This window comes from Morganella morganii (assembly GCF_019243775.1).
GTDB classification, from domain to species: Bacteria; Pseudomonadota; Gammaproteobacteria; order Enterobacterales; family Enterobacteriaceae; genus Morganella; species Morganella morganii.
Genome location: NZ_CP069157.1, coordinates 3084949 through 3103892 on the forward strand (window position 1 = coordinate 3084949; position 18944 = coordinate 3103892).

An 18944-nucleotide genomic window follows, 5' to 3' on the forward strand; every position below is an offset into this window, starting at 1 on the left:
AAAAAGCGGTGAAGCCCGCAGGCCCCACCGCAGCGGCTTACACGATGCGGAATGAATCCACCATGGTGCAGCGGCGCAGACGAACGAACGTCCGCGCACAGGTCACACCTTCACCGGTCGGTGTGGTGATCGTCATGGTTGTCCAGCCTTCGCCGCCCAGTCCCAGACCGGCAATACACGGTCCGTTTTTCACGAAAATACTGGTATCGATGGCATTCGCCATGCGGTTCAGGTTGCTGATGTTATTGGAGTGCATCGCTGCGGTATGATGGCAGCCGCCTTCCAGTTTCACCGCCAGGTCAATCGCCTGATCCACATCTTTCACGCGGATGATCGGCAGAACCGGCATCATCAGTTCAGTGACGGCAAACGGATGTTTGCAGTCGGTTTCCGCGATCAGCAGACGGGTATCTGCCGGCACAGTCATACCGATAGCCGCAGCAATTTTCGCTGCATCACGGCCTACCCAGTCGCGGCTGACAGTGCCGTGGCCGGTTTCATCAACATTCTTCAGCAGAACCGGGATCAGCTTCTCGCTCTGTTCGCGGGTCAGTAATACCGCGTGATTACGCTGCATTTCGGTGATCAGTTTGTCTGCAATGCAGTCAACCGCGATCAGCACTTTTTCATCCGCACAAATGATGTTGTTATCGAATGATGCACCGTGAACAATGGCTTTCGCCGCACGTTCGATATCGGCAGTTTCATCCACCACGACCGGCGGGTTACCGGCACCGGCCGCGATCAGACGTTTGTTGGTGTGTTTGCGGGCGGATTCCACCACCGCATCACCCCCGGTCACGACCAGCAGGCCGATCCCCGGATATTTGAATAAACGTTGTGCGGTTTCGATATCCGGTTTGGCGACAGTCACCAGCAGGTTGTTCGGGCCGCCTGCGGCAACAATGGCTTCGTTCAGAATCGTGATGGTGCGCTGTGAGACTTTTTTCGCTGCCGGATGCGGCGCGAAAATCACACTGTTACCCCCGGCGATCATACTGATGGCATTGTTGATTGCCGTCGCCGCCGGGTTAGTGGATGGTGTGACAGAGGCGATAACACCCCATGCCGCATTTTCGATTAAGGTTAAACCGTGGTCGCCGGTTAACACTTCAGGACGCAGACACTCAACACCCGGGGTGCCGTTTGCCTGTGCTAAGTTCTTCGCGAGTTTATCTTCCACGCGGCCCATGCCGGTCTCTTCAACAGCCAGAACCGCCAGTTCGCGGGCATGTTCTGTTGCCGCACGGCGGATTGCGCCGATGCAGAGATTACGCATTTCAACAGTTTTTAATGATTTCTGTGCTTCTTTGGCGGCAAGAACGGCATCATCCAGGGATTCAAACACCCCGAAACCGTTATTCTGTGAGGCTGCCGCCTGCTGTGGTGCCGCTGATGCAGCCGCCGGTTGTGTGCCCGCACTCATGCTGGCCAGAACCGCTTTTACCACATTCTCAATTTCTTTCTGATCCATATTCACCCACGCCTCTTTCTGTGACTCGTTGCGGCGATTTATTTATGAAAAATCACCTGACTTTCCATAACGGCCTCATCCACAATGCCGATGATGCTGAGATCGACCGGTGACGCTTCTTTGCTCTGAGCACGCCGCGCCGAACTTCCGCTGACGATCAGCACCCATTCACCATTACCCGCACCGATACTGTCGGTTGCGACGGCCACCTCACCGTTAGGACGCCCCTGGCGGTCAATCATTTCCACCAGCAGTAACTTGTCGGATTCCAGTCCGGGATGACGCACGGTGCACACGATTTGTCCGATAACGACAGCCAGTTTCATGTTCACCTCTCTTTATATTTCAGCAGCCTGAATACAGCCGGCTACGGATTTCAGGTAAAAAAATCCCCTGCCGTCTGAGTGACAGCAAAAAAACCGGGAGATTAAAATCGCGTGGCGTCAGAAGCACGCCACGCTAACAACGATTAATCGATTGATTTATCGCCGGACATTTTGATAGGAAACACTTCTTCCAGATCGCCATGCGGACGAGGAATAACGTGTACAGAGACCAGTTCACCGATACGCTGAGCTGCTGCCGCACCTGCGTCAGTCGCTGCTTTACATGCTGCAACATCACCGCGCACCATGGCTGTTACCAGACCACCGCCGATTTGTTTAACACCGACTAATTTAACGCGTGCTGCTTTGACCATCGCATCGGATGCTTCGATTAATGCAACCAGACCCTTAGTTTCGATCAGTCCTAATGCTTCCATGATATTTTCCTCTCATTGAGATCCCATCAGGGACCGGTTTAAATAACGCTTTCTGCTTCAGTGCGGCGGACAGGTTGTCCGGCCTGAGCTAACTGTGTTTGTGCTACCAGCACCAGTTCAATAATGTCGCGGGCATTACAGCCGCGTGACAAATCATGCACCGGTGCATTTAATCCCTGAATCAGCGGGCCGAGTGCCCGGTAACCGCCGAGACGCTGGGCAATCTTGTAACCGATATTGCCTGCTTCCAGTGACGGAAAGACCATGACATTTGCCCGCCCCTTTAACTCACTGTTCGGGGCTTTTTGCGCAGCGACACTTGGCACAAATGCCGCGTCGAACTGCAGTTCACCATCCGCCTGTAACTGCGGGGCGCGTGCATGAATAATTTCCACCGCCTGCTGCACCATCGCCACATTAGGATGTTTCGCGCTGCCTGCTGTTGAAAAAGACAACATCGCCACACGCGCGGTTTCACCGGTGATTGCCGTGAAGGTTTCCGCACTGCTCAGCGCAATATCCGCCAGCTGTGCAGAAGTGGGTTGAGGTACGACACTGCAATCAGCGAAACCCAGCACATTGCCTTCCGTTCCCGGCGGCAACATGATGAAAATAGATGATAATGTTTTAACGCCCGGCTTCAGGCCGATCACTTTCAGCCCGGCCCGCAGAACAGCGGCGGTTGACGAGATATTCCCCGCCACACATAAATCCGCTTTTCCGGCGGCAACCATGGCGGCACCGAACCACAGCGGCTGGCGCATGGCCTCATCCGCATCTTCTGGGGCTTTTTCGCCGAGGCGCGCGGTGATGGTATCCGCAAACTCTGCACGCCACTCATCCGCACTGTCCGGATCAATGGTGCTCAGGCCGTCCATAATGACACCGGTACGCAGCGAGAAATCACGCAGCGCAAACGGGTTTGCCAGCAGAACAGGCTCCGCCAGACCATTTTGTTTCAGATAACGGGCGGCGTGGATCACGCGCTCATCCAGCGCATCCGGCAGAACCACCCGCGGCGGGTTCAGTTTTGCCTGCTGACGGCATCGTTCAATGAGCATGTGTTCCCCCTTGCATCAGAGCCTGTTTCAGAGCCTGTGTGGTCATTACGCCGCCTTCGCGCACCACCATCACCATCAGGACATACACCGCACTGGAGAGGCGGTTAAGCGCCTGCATAATGTCAGGGCGGATGACCTGAAAATAACAATCGATATAAATACGTGCCGCACTGACTTCCGTTTCACGGACTTTGGTCCGCAGCAGGTTCAGCGCCGCCGCATCACGGCCGTGACTCACATCCGGAACGATATGGTCATGACCCAGGTATTTCAGCGGATTATGAGACAGCTTGTGCAGCTCATCCGCGTTCAGATCCGCAATACTCTGCTCACCGAGCGGTTCATTGAGCGCATCGGCACGCATAATATTGCCGAGCACAGAGCGGATATCCGCCAGCCAGCCTTTCAGCGGCGTCTGTGCAAATTCAGTCTGTAACCAGACGGCTTCGGCAATGGTGGCATCCAGCGCGGCGCGGAAGGCCAGACGCGGATCATTTTTCGCCACCATGGTGTGACCGTTAAGGTGTGTCAGCGTGTCCGGCTTTTTCGCCACCGGCTGATGGCATAATTCGCAGGCCGCGACATCCGCTTTATCCTTACTGGTTAACCCGTGTACCGCTTTCAGGTCAGGGACAGCCGTTTCGGTTTTACCGGATTCATCCGGCGTTTCCACAAACAGACGACCTTGTTTATCCTGAAATTTCACCTGTAAACGGCGGCTTTCGATCAGCTCACGGGCGGATGGTGTCATCCGGCTGTCAGCAGGCAGATGAATTTCACTGCCTTCGCTCAGCGTAAAGTTATCCCGCAACCAGTCTTCAGTGATAAAGGTCATGGCGATACCCCTCAGCAATCCTGCCAGTTAGCCGGCCAGGCCACATACAGGAAGCGGACAGTGGATGGTGTGCCGAACTCAATCGCGGAGCCTTTCGGAATAAACATCACATCCCCGGCTTTCGCGATCATGGTTTCGCCCTGATGGCGCACATGCAGCTCGCCTTCCAGAACCAGATCCACTTCGTCGTAATTCAGTGTCCACGGGAAGAATGCGTTTTCCCACTGCATAAACCCGGCAGCCATGCTGCTGTTGTCCTGCGCGGTGATCAGATCCGCAATCCCGACACGGTGCGGACCCGCACCATCGAAATTACCGAACTTAACCGAGCTGCTGTCGACCACTTTAATGCCGCCTTTGCCGGTGACACTGCGGTAGCTCTGGGTATTCGGGGTATCAGTGTTCTCTTCCGCCGGTTTGAATGCCGCCACTTTCGCTTTAATCTGCGCGATACGCTCCTGCACCACTTTATCGACCAATTGTGCAATCAGGGTTTCGGTGACATTGCCGTCAGGCAGCTGCGCGATAATGCACTCGCGGATTTTCTGACGCTCTGCGGATGAAATATTGGGTTCTGTTCCGGCGGTTGCGGCCAGCGGTGCGGCGGCCGGTGCGCTGTTCTGTGCGGCATCCACCTCACAAATCACAAAGCCCAATTGTTCAGCCACAACATGGGCTTCCGGCGTGACAATGCTCTCTTTCAGCACCACATCCAGACGGGTTTTGCCCGCTGCGTGTGCTTCCCGGATGTCATTGGCCGTTATTAGTTTCTTCATCGGATATTCCTCTTATTGGCTGTCGGCTGTGGCCAAAAACTGTTTCACTTTCAGGACGTCATCAGGATCAAGGCTGTTGATGGCAAGTAACGGTTCCTCAAACCCCCGCGTGGAGAGCAGCTCGCGCACGGCGGGCACATCCGCATCCGGTGCATCGGCTTTGCTGATAACCGCAAAGCGGCGCATACGGGGATAGATATCGAGTAATCCGGCAGGGATCCGGCACTCCGGGTTATTTGCCGCGTGGACATAAACCAGCACATCACAATCTGCCAGCGTATTAATCAGCGCGTGGTAGAGACGGGGATGGCTGAAATATTCACCCGGAGTATCAACACTGCCTTCATCATTGAACTCAATCGCCTGTGTTTTACGCGCAAGATCAAAATCTCCCTGCAACGCATTGAATAATGTCGTTTTTCCTGCACCCACATCACCCACAAACACAATTCGTTTCATTCAGACGGCATCCTTAACTGCACCCGCTCAGCTGCGGGTGATATCACAAACGGCATAATTGAGGAGCTGGCTTAACCCGCGTACAGTCTGGATCAATGCTTCTTCCACTGCGCCGACAGAGCCGTAAATCACGAGAGCACCGGTGAAACGGTCAAGAAAGCCGATATCCACACCAGCGGCCTTTGTGGCAAGATCACCCGCAATCATTGCGGTTTCGCCGGGTGTCAGCGTCATAATGCCGATGGCTTCAGCACCGGGAACCCCAATTTTTTTCGCCAGATCACTGCCCGGATGCGCAATCAGATGCGCCAGCGTGACCTGTTTGCCGGGAACAAATTCCTGGATGATACGTTCCTTTTCCATCGTGCTTACCTCGTCACTCTCCTCATAAGAATTGATTCAATCCTAGTCACACTCTTAAAAAGGGGATAACAAAAATCGGCAATCACGATTAAATGTTGAAACAGATCACTAATTGGCAGAATTGTTAATTTGGTAACAAACAGCGATCACCCGGGGAAAAGGCACGGAAATTGAATCTGTTATTTGTCACAGGATTGTTTCAGATGCGGTAATAAGCAAAATACGTAGTACTGAAATGCGTAAAATACAGCAATTGCCTTACCCGCGATATTCCGGTAAGGCAATAAGAGAGAAAGCGGGTTCGCGGTGTGATTATTTCTGTGTGTCACGAATAAAGTTTTTATCCGGCGACTGCTTGAGCAGACTGATAAACAGGTCCTCTTCTTCCGGGATGATATCCTCGATAAGACATCCTATCCCTATTGTGTAACTGTTTGTATTTGATAATATATTATTCATCGATCCTCGGTCATGGGTATAGATAACCCGGTCCGGGTCCTCAATCACAATCGCCTCTTCCATAAAAAACATTTCACTGAGAAAATCACTGTTATTCTGTACGTACATCACGGCCGGGTAATTTGCCAGCTCGCGGATATTAATCTTTTTTATACTGTACCAGCGGGTGTGTCCGGCAAATAAAATCAAATAGCCTTTTTTATCAGGATATAGATTTTTCTTATGATACGAACGGGGAAATAAAATAGTTATAAGAACCAGTGAGATAAATATTCATTTTCTGTTATTTTCCCGTCTGATAAAAAATAAAGCAGACAGCCTGCTATTTTTATCAATCCGGAATGAGAAACCGGTCACAACGGGGATTTTCGCCGGATCACCGGCAGAGTGTGAAGTATCCCGCAAATTGACATTTATTTATCACTTCCTCACTTGTACGTACAATAGCACTCACGTAACGCATAAACCAATCTGGTTTAAACCAAAAAAAAGGTCATCCGATGAAAACAACACAAACTGCAGCTGATCTTGCCAGAGAGAAACTCGATGCCATGCTGACCGCCGGCGTTATCGCGCCCGGAGACAAGCTGCCCGCAGAACGTCCGCTGACAGAACAACTCGGTGTCAACCGGATGTCACTGCGCCAGGCACTGCTCAGCCTGGAAAATGACGGAAAGATCTTCCGCAAAAACCGCAGCGGGTGGTTCGCAGCCCTGCCGGTCTTCAATTACAACCCGAAATCCCCGGCAAGTTTTAATCAGGCGGCAAAAGCACAGGGACGGGTACCGTCATGGGAATACACAGACAAACTGACGGTCACTGATGCCCCTGCGGAGATTACCGGTAAATTCGGTCTTGCGGCCGGTGATGCGGTGTATCTCATTACCGGATGGGGGGCACTGGACGGGCATAAAGTGTTCTGGCACCAGACCTATATTAACCCGGCTGCCGGTCCGGACTTTACCGCAAAACTGGATAACCACTCTTTCGCGGCAATCTGGGAAGAAAAATACAATATCACCACCACGACTGCCGGACTGGCATTCAAACCGGCCCGGATGCCGGAAACCGCCAGTAAGGCTATCGGCTGTACAGCGAATTCCCCCGGCATCCGGGTGGAAAAATACCGCTGTGATGCGGAACATAATATCGTTCAAATCGACATTGAGTACTGGCGGTTTGAATCTGTTTATTTTTTTGTTGAGCTTTAGACACAGGAATCTGAATCATGAATACTGATGATGCCCGCCGGATTATTGAACGTGCAGATAAATTACCGTTATATCTGCATGCCTACGCCTATCATCTGAATATGCGTTTTGAAAAAATATTGCCGGGTGACTTACTGGATATCGCAAACGAACATCATTTGCCGGGCGTCAAAATACATGTGCTGGATGGTGAAACACAATCTCTTTCAACCATGACAGACGAACAGCTTGAGGCTTTTGCAGAGAAGGCAAAACGCTATCATCTGGATATTAATATTGAAACCAGCGCCTCCGATAATAAAACCCTGGATGATGCGGTCAGAATCGCACTGAAAACCGGGGCAAGCTCTGTCCGTTTTTATCCGCGCTATGAAGGTGCGCTGTCTGACGTGCTCCGCCGTATTTCCGCAGATATCGGTTATTTAAAAACACACTATCAGCACTCCGGTCTGACATTTGTTCTGGAACAGCATGAAGATTTAAAAAGCCACGAGCTGGTTAAGCTGATAAAAGAAGCTGATTTCCCGGAACTGACGCTGTTATTTGACTTCGGCAATATGATCAATGCCTGTGAATTACCAATGGAAGCCCTGGCAGTCATGCAGGATCATATTACTCAGGTGCATATCAAGGATGCGGTGATTCTGGAAGAAGGTGATGGTTTCGGCCATACCGCCTGCCGTTCCGGGGAAGGTAATCTGCCGTTTAAAGAGATGCTGCGGGCATTAATATGTCTGGGTGAAGAGAAACCACAGGTTATTTCCTACGGGCTGGAAGAAGAAGTGGATTATTACGCACCGGCCTTCCGTTTTAAAAATGAAGGGAATGATCCGTGGATCCCGTGGCGTCAGCTGAGTGAAACACCGTTACCTGAAAATGAAATTGAAGAACGTCTCGCCCGTGAAAAAGAAGATGCCGTCAATCAGCTGATTTATGTCCGTAACGTCATTGATGAAATAAAGACAGAGGCACTCGCCGTTATTCATAAATAAAAAAATATCAGCACTACACACCATTAATTTAAAAACAACACTCAATACTGGCTGAAAATTATTTTTCAGTCGGGAGGCACACTATGCTTGATAAAAAAAGATGGGCTATATTCAGCCTGTTAGTTCTGTGTGGCGGTACTATCTATAAATTACCGTCACTGAAAGACGCCTTTTATGTTCCGATGCAGGAATATTTCCATCTGACAAATGGTCAGATTGGTAATGCCATGTCAGTAAACTCAATTGTGACGACCATTGGTTTCTTTTTATCTATTTATTTTTCTGACAAATTACCGCGCCGTCTGACAATTTCATTCTCATTAATTGCAACCGGCCTGCTGGGTGTGTATTTATCCACAATGCCGGGCTACTGGGGCATTTTATTTGTCTGGGCATTATTTGGTGTCACCTGCGATATGCTTAACTGGCCGGTATTATTAAAATCTGTCAGCCTGCTGGGCAACAGCTCACAGCATGGCCGGATATTCGGCTTCTTTGAAACCGGCCGCGGTGTGGTCGATACCGTGGTGGCCTTCTCCGCTCTTGCGGTCTTTGCCTGGTTCGGCAGTGGTTATCTCGGTTTTAAAATGGGGATCTTATTTTATTCCGGCGTGGCTATTCTGGTCGGTGGTATTATCTTCCTGTTCCTGAAAGATGATAAACACGCCGTCACCGAACCGGTGAATGAATCCGGTGAAAATAAAGAGAAAAAACCCGGCGTCAGCGCGGTATTAAAAGACGGCACTGCCTGTCGCACTGGCCGGTATTTACGGTATTCTGAATCAGTATTGCCTGAAAATGGTCGGCGGCCCTATCGGCGGATTAATCGCGGATAAGATTTTAAAATCACCGACCAAATACCTGTTTTATACCTTTATTATCAGTGTGATTGTCCTGGTCACCTTTATTTTCCTGCCGCACGAAAGTATGCCGGTGTATTTGGGTATGGTCTGCACACTGGGCTTCGGTACTATTGTTTTCACTCAGCGCGCGATTTTCTTTGCGCCGATTGGTGAAGCCAATATCAAAGAGTCCAGTACCGGGGCTGCAATGGCACTGGGCAGCTTTATCGGTTATGCCCCGGCCATGTTCTGCTTCAGCCTCTACGGCCATATTCTCGACAGCTATCCGGGCATGACCGGTTACAAAATCGTGTTCGGCCTGATGGCATTGTTTGCCTGCTGCGGCGCTTTCGCTTCCGGTATTCTGATTATCAGTATTAAAAACCGCAAAGCTCGCGCTGATATGATGGCATCTTCCCGCTAATCATACCGTACGGATAACATCCCCCTGATATACGGTGGTGTTATCCGTTTCTGTTTTCCGGATGACTATTTCAGATATTTACCTTTAGTTAAATATATTTCTTTTAATCCGGAAATTGTGTCATATGTCGTGAAATATATATTTGCCATTAAATGAGTAAAAATAACCGGTTGAAAAACCAATACATCACTACCCCTTAAGGAGTATTGACAAAAATTATTTAAAGCAATGAATTACATAAGCTGAATTGATTAAGCTGCATTTGATATACATCAATGAGAAAAACCGGGATCGCCGTATTTTTAGCCTTAATCCACACAAAATCTGAGGCTGAAATGAGCAACGTCAAGTTAGCAATCATCGGTAACGGTATGGTCGGCCACCGCTTTGCCGAAGAGCTTACCGATAAAGCGGACGCCGGACAGTTCGATATCACCGTATTCTGCGAAGAGCCGCGTGTCGCTTATGACCGCGTGCATCTCTCCTCCTATTTTTCTCATCATACGGCGGAAGAATTATCCCTGGTTAAACCCGGTTTCTATGAAAAACACAATATTTCGGTATTAATCAATGAGCGGGTGATTACCGTTAACCGTCAGGAAAAGGTGCTGCATACCAATACCGGCCGCACTGTGCATTATGACAAACTGGTGATTGCGACCGGCTCTTATCCGTGGATCCCGCCGATCAAAGGCAGTGATACCCGCGACTGTTTTGTTTACCGGACGATTGAAGATCTCAATGCCATTGAAGCCTGCGCCCGCCGCAGCCGCAAAGGTGTGGTGATCGGCGGTGGTCTGCTGGGGCTGGAAGCCGCCGGGGCCCTGAAAAACCTGGGTATTGAAACCCATGTTATTGAATTTTCGCCAGTCCTGATGGCGGAACAGCTCGATGCGCTCGGCGGTGAACAGCTGAAGCAGAAAATTGAACGGATGGGTGTAACGGTACATACCGGCAAAAACACCACGGAAATTACCGCATCCGGCAGCGGAGAGAGCCGCAAAGTGCTGCATTTTGCCGATGGTTCATCGCTGGAGACCGATTTTGTCGTCTTTTCCACCGGGATCCGCCCGCGTGACCGGCTTGCCCGTCAGTGCGGACTGGCCGTGGCGGAGCGCGGCGGTCTGGTGATTAATGACCAGTGTCAGACATCTGACCCGGATGTGTATGCTATCGGGGAATGCGCGTCATGGCACGGCAGAACTTACGGACTGGTGGCACCGGGCTACAAAATGGCACAGGTGGCGGCTGATCATCTGCTGGGGAAGGAGAATCAGTTTACCGGTGCGGATATGAGCGCAAAACTGAAACTGCTGGGTGTGGATGTCGGTGGTATCGGCAATACACATGCGACAGACGACGGCTGCCACAGTTATATTTATCTCGATGAAGCCAATGAGGTTTATAAGCGGCTGATTGTCAGCGACGATAATAAATATCTGCTGGGTGCGGTGCTGGTCGGGGATACCGAAGATTACGGTAATCTGCTGCAACTGGCACTGAACCGTATCGAACTGCCGGAAAATCCGGATGTTCTGATCCTCCCGGCACACGCCGGCAGCAAACCGGCGATCGGCGTGGAATCCCTGCCGGACAGTGCACAAATCTGTTCCTGTTTTGATGTCACCAAAGGAGACATTATTCAGGCCATTCATAACGGTTGCCAGACGGTTGCGGATATCAAAGCGGAAACCAAAGCCGGTACCGGCTGCGGCGGGTGTGTTCCGCTGATCACTCAGGTGCTGAATGCAGAACTGACTAATCTGGGTATTGAGGTGAATCATCACCTCTGCGAGCATTTTGCCTACTCCCGCCAGGAGCTGTATCACCTGATCCGCGTGGAAAAAATCACTACCTTTGATGAGCTGCTGGGCCGCTACGGCGAAGGTTACGGCTGTGAAGTATGTAAACCGACCATCGGCTCCCTGCTCGCGTCCTGCCGGAATGACTATATTCTGCGCGACGACCTGGTACCGTTACAGGATACCAACGATAATTTCCTCGCTAATATGCAGAAGGACGGCACCTACTCGGTGATCCCGCGTTCACCGGGCGGCGAAATTACCCCGGAAGGTCTGCTGGCTATCGGTACAGTTGCACAGGAATACAATCTGTATACCAAAATTACCGGCTCACAGCGCATTGCCATGTTCGGGGCGCAAAAGCAGGATTTACCGGCTATCTGGGAAAAACTGATCGCCGCCGGATTTGAAACCGGGCACGCCTATGCCAAAGCACTGCGGATGGCGAAAACCTGTGTCGGCACGGCATGGTGCCGGTTCGGGGTCGGTGACAGCACCGCGCTGGGCGTTGAGCTGGAACACCGTTATAAAGGTATCCGCACCCCGCATAAAATGAAATTCGGCATCTCGGGCTGCACCCGCGAGTGCTCGGAGGCGCAGGGGAAAGATATCGGGATTATCGCCACCGACAAGGGCTGGAACCTGTATGTCTGCGGAAACGGCGGCATGAAACCGCGCCACGGCGATCTGCTGATGGCTGACCTTGATAAAGAGACCCTGATACGCTACATCGACCGCTTTATGATGTTTTACATCCGCACCGCCGACAAACTCAGCCGGACATCCACCTGGCTGGAAAGCCTGGAGGGCGGGATTGATTACCTGCGGGATGTGATTGTCAGCGATAAACTGGGGCTCAATGCACAGCTGGAGCAGGAACTGGCGCAGCTGCGCGAAAAAGTGACCTGCGAGTGGCAGGAAACGGTGAACAACCCGCATGCCCGCAAACGCTTCAGTCACTTTGTTAACAGCCCGCTGCCGGATCCGAATGTGCAAATGGTAAGTGAGCGCTCACAACATCGTCCGGCCCGCCCGGAAGAGCGGATTGCTGTCACTCTGATCGGGGAGGAATAATCATGAGTCAATGGATTACGGTTTGTCAGGTCAGTGATATCACCCCGGGAACCGGTGTGTGTGCGCTGGTAAAGGGTGAACAGGTGGCGCTGTTCCGTCCTTATCCGGACGAGCGCATTTTTGCCCTGAGTAATATCGATCCTTTTGCGCAGGCCAGTGTGCTGTCGCGCGGATTAATTGCAGAGCATGACGGCTCGCTGTGGATTGTCAGTCCGCTGAAAAAACAGCGTTTCCGGCTGACGGACGGGTTGTGTGCGGAAGACGCCGCATATTCCGTCGCCGCCTTTGCCGTTAAGGTGACGGATGGCACTGTGAGTGTTTCCGCCGTGCCGCAGTAACCCCATACAAAAAAAAGCGCAAAATGACTGAGGGCATTTTGCGCTTAATACTTAGTATATAACACATAAAACTGATTTTTTATTGTTGCGCGGTATCTGTATCCCTTGTACCGCGCCTGTCTTGTTTATTCTGAACGACCGGTCAGGCTGACGTTGTGGCCTGTGCTACCGGAGGTTCAATAACTGCCTTTGGTTTTCCGCGGCAGCCTTCACCGTAGTGCTCACCTTCCCAGCGGCCGACGATAGCGGCACCGATGGCGTTACTCATTACGTTAGTGGCAGAGCGGCCCATGTCGAGGAACGGATCCACACCCATCAGCAGAATCAGACCCGCTTCCGGAATGTTGAACTGGTTCAGTGTCGCCGCGATAACCACCAGAGACGCACGCGGTACACCGGCCATCCCTTTCGATGTCAGCATCAGAATCAGCAGCATGGTAACCTGCTCACCCATAGACAGGGTGATGTTACATGCCTGAGCGATAAAGATAACCGCGAATGAACAGTAAGCCATTGAACCGACGAGGTTAAAGGAGTAACCGATTGGCAGTACGAAGCTGGCGATCTTGTTGGAAACACCGAACTCTTCCAGTTTTTCCAGAGTACCCGGGAATGCAGCTTCAGAACTTGATGTGGTGAATGCCAGCAGTGCAGGTTCAGTGATACCTTTGGTCAGACGGAAGATACAGCGGCCGACAACCACCGCAGCCAGACCAATCAGAATCACCCACAGCATCGCCAGTGTGAAATAGAACTCACCCATAAAGATACCGGCGCTGACCAGAACACCCAGACCACGCTCTGCAATCATACCTGAGATAGCGGCAAACACTGTCAGTGGTGCGAACAGCATGACGTAACCGGTTAATTTCAGCATCAGGCTGACGAGGGATTCCAGCACATTCACAATCGGCAGGCCTTTCTCACCGATAGCGGAGAGGCTGATACCCATAAAGATTGAGAATACAACGATCTGCAGAATTTCGTTACGCGCCATTGCATCAACGATACTGGTCGGAATCGCATGAGCAATAAAGGTTTTGAAGGAGAAAGGAACAGGTTCCACAATACCCTGAACCGCACCGGCAGTATCCGCAACGAAGTTAATACCTGCGCCCGGCTGGAACAGGTTAACAATAACCAGACCTAACAGGATTGAGATAAAGGATGCGCAGATAAATAAGAACAGTGTTTTGGAGAAAACACGACCTAACGTTTTCGCATCACCCATTTTCGCGATACCAACAACCAGTGTTGATATAATCAATGGGGCGATAATCATTTTAATCAGACGTAAGAAGATATCGGTAATAATGGAGATATCTTTTGCATAGACCTTATTAAATTCAGCAGATGCCATTTCATTAAAGCTGAAGCCGACAATCACACCGACAATAAGACCAATGACTATCCAAGTGGTTAAACTCTTCGATTTCATAATAATTCCATTCTGTGTTGGGTCGCATTTATTCTCAACTTACTTAATATCCTCTGAAATTTTATTTCAGTTATTTTTACCCAGCCTTCCGTGGCTTTAAATATTAAATAATTTTATACATCACACTGAGAAAAATGACGATTTCTGTTTCTGAAATCGATGTGGAGCGCGGGGGAACCCCGTACGCCACACCGAGTTGTCGTACTAATGAGATATTGAATGACTGATATTGTTAAATATCAAATTCCATTTTTAATAAAGGCGCATGTTGCTGGGCACCATAAACATCGGTATCTCCGACAGCACCAGAAACAATATGTCTCGGCATTACAATTTTCACAGCATTCGCCGGGTCAAACCAGACAATATTATCGATAAAGTCAGGTTTCACACAATACAGACCAGCGACTAAGTCTTTATTAAATTGTTTTGAATTTTTTACCGCGGTATAAGTTTCTTTATCCTTGAATAAAATATCCATCACAATTTCATACGGACCGGAGTTTTTAGAACGCACAACTTTGGCTAATTCTAAAATTGACTTTTTCATTTCGCCACTCCTTCAGGTGTTACATTCTCCATACGGAATGTGAATTTAATATCCGGGGTGTATTCCATCAGATGATAGATGGAGAACTCATACACTTTACCGGCACGGATATCCGACGGAGAGAACGGGAAGGCTAAGTTGCCCGCGGTGGCGATACGGCCATCATACCCGTAGTGCAGCATAGTGGAACGTGCCAGGGAACAGATACTGTCTGCCTGCTCCTGGGTAGGAGCAACAACATCCAGTAAAATACCCAGCTCATAACTCTTGGTCACAGTTTCAGGTTCTGCGTCACCCATCACACCGTTTTTACCGTACAGATGGAAATTCATTTTCACGGTATCAGGGTCGATGCTGAGGTTTTTCTCAACACTTTTACGCACTTCCACCAGAATCTTATCCATACCGGCGATCATGATAGGGTCATGCGTACCGGCGATAGTGATGGTGCGGTAACCGACCGGACGTGCAGCTTCCAGTTTAACGGTATACGGTGTTGATACATGGCGTGAACCGGTTACACGAACCTGCCCGTTACCCAGATCTTCAAACTTACACTCTTTCAGATCCAGCACACCGCCCGGTCCCGGTAATACGTACGGGTTGGATTTCTCATACAGGGTGTGAGCCGCTGCTGAGGTGTCCGTAAACTTACGGATCGGGTTGAATGCTTTCAGGGTGAAACCGGTTTCGTCGATAATACCCATTGCACAGTCAGAGCCGGAACCCGGGGTGGCTGCGATTGCCGCACACTCCAGAATCTTACCGCAGTGCAGTGCCAGACCTTCGTCAAACCCTTTCATAATCGGCAGAGCCGCGAAGCAGCAAGGGTCATAAGAACGGCCGGCCAGAACAACCTGAGCACCGGCTGCCAGTGCTTCCTGGAACGGCTCGACACCCATCTGAGCAACGATATAGGTACTTTCGTCGATCACTTCATGCGTCAGTTCAGGCACGAACGCCAGCGGCGTGATTTTGCCTGCATCCAGCGCTTCGTGAACGGTTTTCTTCTCAACATCCGCAGGGATCAGGGCCATCTTGAATGACAGACCTTCTTCCTTTGCCAGTTCCAGAATGATTTCACGGCACCATTCCAGATGAGGCTGTGCACCTGAACCACCGGCAGTACCGATGACAACCGGAATATTGTTTTTCACACCGGCTTTCAGCATATAACGCAGGTCGCGTTTTACCCCGGCACGGTCGGTAAAAGCTTTACCGGAACCGAGGTAGTGAGGACCCGGGTCAGAAGACCCGGCGTCGACGGCGATAAGATCCGGCGATTCTTCCATCGCCTTCATAAAACTCTCTTCCGGAAATCCGTACCCCAGGATGGCAGTAGGGGACAGGATTTTAAATGTCCTGGACATAATGCTTCCTTATGCTTTTGCTTTCAGTACAGCCAGTGTGCGGTTCATTTCGTTATGAACAATGTTCATACCTTCATCGAAGCCCATACCCGGCTTGATCAGCATACGCATCGGACGTGTCGCAATCGCGATATGCACACAGGTACGCGCACTGACGTCGGTTTCGTTACAGGTACCGCCCTGGTATGCTTCCATACCGTGTTTCTGGCAGTACAGCACCGCGTCAGCGATGTTGTGAACAGAACCCAGGTCAGGGGTTTTGATCTGAACCATGTCACAGCAGCCGGCATCCGTGAAGTCGATGATGTCCTGACAGGTGTTACACCATTCGTCAGCAACGATTTTGACTTTGGAACCCAGTTTTTTCAGGTGATCCATAATGCCTTTCATCAGGCGGATCTGGTCTGGTTTGTTACCTGCGTCAACCGGACCTTCGATGTACAGTTCCAGATCACCGGCCTGCTCCTGCAGACTTGCGATGTACTCTGCGCAACGAATCGGATCTTTGTCGAAAATTAAACCGATGGTGCCGTAAACGTCGATGTGCAGAGACGGTTTGTAAGTGTCTTCTGTACGTAATTCAACGATACGTTTGGCCAGCCACTCAACATAAGCGCGCAGTTTTTCACCCTGACGGCCCAGTTTTTCATCCACGTTGTTGATGAGGCCGTGCGGCAGAACGTCAACGTGTTTGAGGATCATTTTGTCCACAGCGTTGTAGCGGTCATCACCACTCTGACCGAACAGAGGGATTGGCTCAGCCACAACCGGCAGATGCCACTCGTCGCACACAACTTCAGCTTTCAGACGGTTGCTTGCCAGTGCTGTAGCGTCCAGCAGAGCCTGGGACAGACCATAACGGATAGCGGTATGCAGTTGTTTGCCTTCCACTTTCAGTTCATCGAAGAACTTAGCGTTGTTGCGGAACTCACTGACATCACGGCCTTCCAGCAGCGGTTTGATGTGTTTTTCCAGGAACGGAATGAAGTTTTCCGCCAGGAATAACGGGTCACGACCACCCGCACCGGAGTATTGAACCGCGGCACAGTCACCCATTGCCACAGAACCGTTTTCCAGGATTAACTGGACTGACACACACTCACCTGCCTGACGCACTGCGGTAAAGCCCGGAGTGACCGGCTTACCGGTGTAGACGAAACCGTCGTGACCTGCGCCGTCTTTGATAGCCTGCTGGTCGTCAAAATAGAAGGATGAGTTACCCGCCGTGAACAATGCCTGTTTAATTTTCATTATGGTCTTCCTACTAATTTACTGTGAGATACTGCGTTAATATCATCAATAATCATCTGGAATGAAGCTTCACGACCCTCTTCGCGGGCACGCTCAGCAACGAAATCATGGTGCATGGACAGAACGTCATCCGGCAGCGGAACCGCGCCTGCGTCGAACACACGGATTGCACCGTTGTTGTCGCGGATAGGCATCATCTTGCCGGAGTTACACATCGCAGGAGCGAACGGAATATCCAGAACACCGGCTTCGAATGCGCGGACAGTACCGACTGCAATGTCGCCGTTACCTAGTTCAAGGACTTTCTTCATCACTGCGCGGACTTCGCGTTTAATCAGTTCCACTTCCAGATCCACGTCTTTGCACGGCGGGAATTTCTGGTCGCGGACCATGTTCAGCATCTGGTTGGAGGCACGCAGACCCTGGCAGTTCGCTTCCGCAGTCGGGATACCGAATGCTTCATGCGGAGACTTGGTGATTACTTTGGTTGCACCGGACATACCGGCAACCGCCGCACCCCAGGAGATAACTGCCGCCGCACGGGATTCATCTTCAGGGAAACCGCCCATCCACTGGTGGAATACGGTACTCAGCTCATAATCTTCGTAGCCGTAAGCGCGGAAATATTCATGAGACAGTTCACGCAGGGAGCGGATTGCCGCGATATCCTGCACTAAGTTACCGACCTGGCCGTAACCGACGGTGATGGATTTAACGCCCTGCTCCAGCGCCACCAGACCTTCGATGATTGCCACAGTGTGGGAAATGAATGGCGGGATCAGCGTACCGGTTAACGGACCGAATGGTTCGCGGTTGATACGGATACCGTTTTCTTCATATAAACCGATTACGCGGTCGCAGTACTGCCAGTCACGGATGGATTTTTCCAGGGTGACGCGTTTTGCGTAAGGGATGTTATAGGAGATACCGCCGCCTTCGTAACTGGTGAAACCACTCGCCATGGAGATTTCACATAGCAGACGTGCATCCGGGGTTCCGTGACGGATCTGCAGTGGTTTATCCAGGGATTCAGTGATGTGACGGCAGGCTGCAACACCGTGGTTAACCACCGGCAGGCCGTTCAGTTTAGAGGTACCGGCTTCAACAGATTTCTGGATACCGACTGCCGCTTCTTCATAACGGTTCAGACGGGTATACGCATCGATAGTGGTCGGCAGCAGGTCACACTCTTTCTGCAGTTTTTTCAGCAGCTCGATGTGCTCTTCGATTAAGGCAACACCTGCACGCGGCTGGCTTAATGTGATGCCGTCGCGGTCAGCTTCGAATAATTTTTTGGCAAAGTTTTTATCTTCAGAGATAGTCGCCTGATATTTGACACCATCTTCAAAGTTTTCCACGTCTTTCCCTGTCACCCAGGTCTTTAATACGTCTTTGCGCTCGGCCATGAAGTCGTCGATTGCAATTTTTTTATTCTTCAGTTCCATTTAATGGCTCCAATAAT

17 protein-coding genes and 1 pseudogene are annotated in these 18944 nt (G+C 50.8%); 5 read left to right on the plus strand and 13 right to left on the minus strand.

Going from position 1 to position 18944, the window contains the following annotated elements; all coding sequences use genetic code 11:
- Window positions 1-37: 37 nt before the first annotated feature.
- From JL661_RS14785 to eutS, 8 genes are all read right to left on the minus strand, one after another.
- Window positions 38-1474, minus strand: coding sequence for an aldehyde dehydrogenase family protein (locus tag JL661_RS14785; RefSeq protein ID WP_004236100.1), 1437 nt, complete (start codon window positions 1472-1474; stop codon window positions 38-40).
- A gap of 38 nt (window positions 1475-1512) precedes the next feature.
- The gene (gene eutN / locus JL661_RS14790; protein ID WP_004236102.1) at window positions 1513-1800 is read right to left on the minus strand and encodes an ethanolamine utilization microcompartment protein EutN; all 288 of its coding nucleotides are present in this window, start codon (window positions 1798-1800) and stop codon (window positions 1513-1515) included.
- Between the two features lie 143 nt (window positions 1801-1943).
- Window positions 1944-2237, minus strand: a complete 294-nt coding sequence (gene eutM / locus JL661_RS14795; protein WP_004236103.1) for an ethanolamine utilization microcompartment protein EutM — start codon at window positions 2235-2237, stop codon at window positions 1944-1946.
- A 38-nt stretch (window positions 2238-2275) separates the two neighbouring features.
- Window positions 2276-3298 carry a phosphate acetyltransferase gene (pta, locus tag JL661_RS14800; RefSeq protein WP_004236104.1) on the minus strand — a complete coding sequence of 341 codons (1023 nt, stop codon included), beginning with the start codon at window positions 3296-3298 and terminating at the stop codon, window positions 2276-2278.
- The gene (gene eutT, locus JL661_RS14805) at window positions 3288-4133 is read right to left on the minus strand and encodes an ethanolamine utilization cob(I)yrinic acid a,c-diamide adenosyltransferase EutT (RefSeq protein WP_004239002.1); all 846 of its coding nucleotides are present in this window, start codon (window positions 4131-4133) and stop codon (window positions 3288-3290) included. The genes pta and eutT overlap by 11 nt, the downstream gene beginning before the upstream one ends.
- An 11-nt stretch (window positions 4134-4144) precedes the next feature.
- Window positions 4145-4909 (minus strand): ethanolamine utilization acetate kinase EutQ, encoded by a 765-nt coding sequence (gene eutQ / locus JL661_RS14810; protein WP_004236107.1) that lies wholly within the window; start codon window positions 4907-4909, stop codon window positions 4145-4147.
- A 12-nt stretch (window positions 4910-4921) separates the two neighbouring features.
- Window positions 4922-5368, minus strand: coding sequence for a EutP/PduV family microcompartment system protein (gene eutP / locus JL661_RS14815; RefSeq protein WP_036418865.1), 447 nt, complete (start codon window positions 5366-5368; stop codon window positions 4922-4924).
- Between the two features lie 27 nt (window positions 5369-5395).
- Window positions 5396-5731, minus strand: coding sequence for an ethanolamine utilization microcompartment protein EutS (gene eutS, locus JL661_RS14820; protein ID WP_004236109.1), 336 nt, complete (start codon window positions 5729-5731; stop codon window positions 5396-5398).
- Between the two features lie 959 nt (window positions 5732-6690).
- Here eutS and JL661_RS14825 point away from each other — a divergent pair.
- The 5 genes and pseudogenes from JL661_RS14825 to nirD all read left to right on the plus strand — a co-directional run bounded on the left by JL661_RS14825 (window position 6691) and on the right by nirD (window position 12873).
- Entirely contained in the window at window positions 6691-7401 is a 711-nt protein-coding gene (locus JL661_RS14825) for a UTRA domain-containing protein (RefSeq protein ID WP_004236111.1), read from the plus strand.
- A 17-nt stretch (window positions 7402-7418) separates the two neighbouring features.
- Entirely contained in the window at window positions 7419-8393 is a 975-nt protein-coding gene (locus JL661_RS14830) for a sugar phosphate isomerase/epimerase family protein (RefSeq protein ID WP_036413845.1), read from the plus strand.
- An 83-nt stretch (window positions 8394-8476) separates the two neighbouring features.
- Window positions 8477-9659: pseudogene (locus tag JL661_RS14835) on the plus strand (MFS transporter).
- A gap of 335 nt (window positions 9660-9994) precedes the next feature.
- Window positions 9995-12535: a nitrite reductase large subunit NirB gene (nirB, locus tag JL661_RS14840; protein ID WP_062773451.1), complete on the plus strand. Its 2541-nt coding sequence runs from the start codon at window positions 9995-9997 to the stop codon at window positions 12533-12535.
- Window positions 12536-12537: 2 nt separating this feature from the next.
- Entirely contained in the window at window positions 12538-12873 is a 336-nt protein-coding gene (nirD, locus tag JL661_RS14845; RefSeq protein ID WP_004236118.1) for a nitrite reductase small subunit NirD, read from the plus strand.
- A gap of 142 nt (window positions 12874-13015) precedes the next feature.
- Here nirD and JL661_RS14850 read toward each other — a convergent pair whose 3' ends face one another.
- From JL661_RS14850 to JL661_RS14870, 5 genes are all read right to left on the minus strand, one after another.
- Window positions 13016-14311 carry a dicarboxylate/amino acid:cation symporter gene (locus JL661_RS14850; protein ID WP_004236120.1) on the minus strand — a complete coding sequence of 432 codons (1296 nt, stop codon included), beginning with the start codon at window positions 14309-14311 and terminating at the stop codon, window positions 13016-13018.
- 232 nt (window positions 14312-14543) lie between these two features.
- On the minus strand, window positions 14544-14861 hold the full coding sequence (locus JL661_RS14855; protein ID WP_004236121.1) for a DUF4387 domain-containing protein: 318 nt from the start codon (window positions 14859-14861) through the stop codon (window positions 14544-14546).
- Window positions 14858-16231: an acyclic terpene utilization AtuA family protein gene (locus JL661_RS14860; RefSeq protein ID WP_004239011.1), complete on the minus strand. Its 1374-nt coding sequence runs from the start codon at window positions 16229-16231 to the stop codon at window positions 14858-14860. Before JL661_RS14860 ends, JL661_RS14855 begins: the two co-directional genes overlap by 4 nt.
- Before the next feature lie 9 nt (window positions 16232-16240).
- Complete coding sequence (locus JL661_RS14865; RefSeq protein WP_004236123.1) at window positions 16241-17482, minus strand: methylaspartate ammonia-lyase; 1242 nt, start codon at window positions 17480-17482, stop codon at window positions 16241-16243.
- Window positions 17482-18927 carry a methylaspartate mutase subunit E gene (locus tag JL661_RS14870; protein WP_004236125.1) on the minus strand — a complete coding sequence of 482 codons (1446 nt, stop codon included), beginning with the start codon at window positions 18925-18927 and terminating at the stop codon, window positions 17482-17484. The genes JL661_RS14865 and JL661_RS14870 overlap by 1 nt, the downstream gene beginning before the upstream one ends.
- Window positions 18928-18944 lie beyond the last annotated feature (17 nt).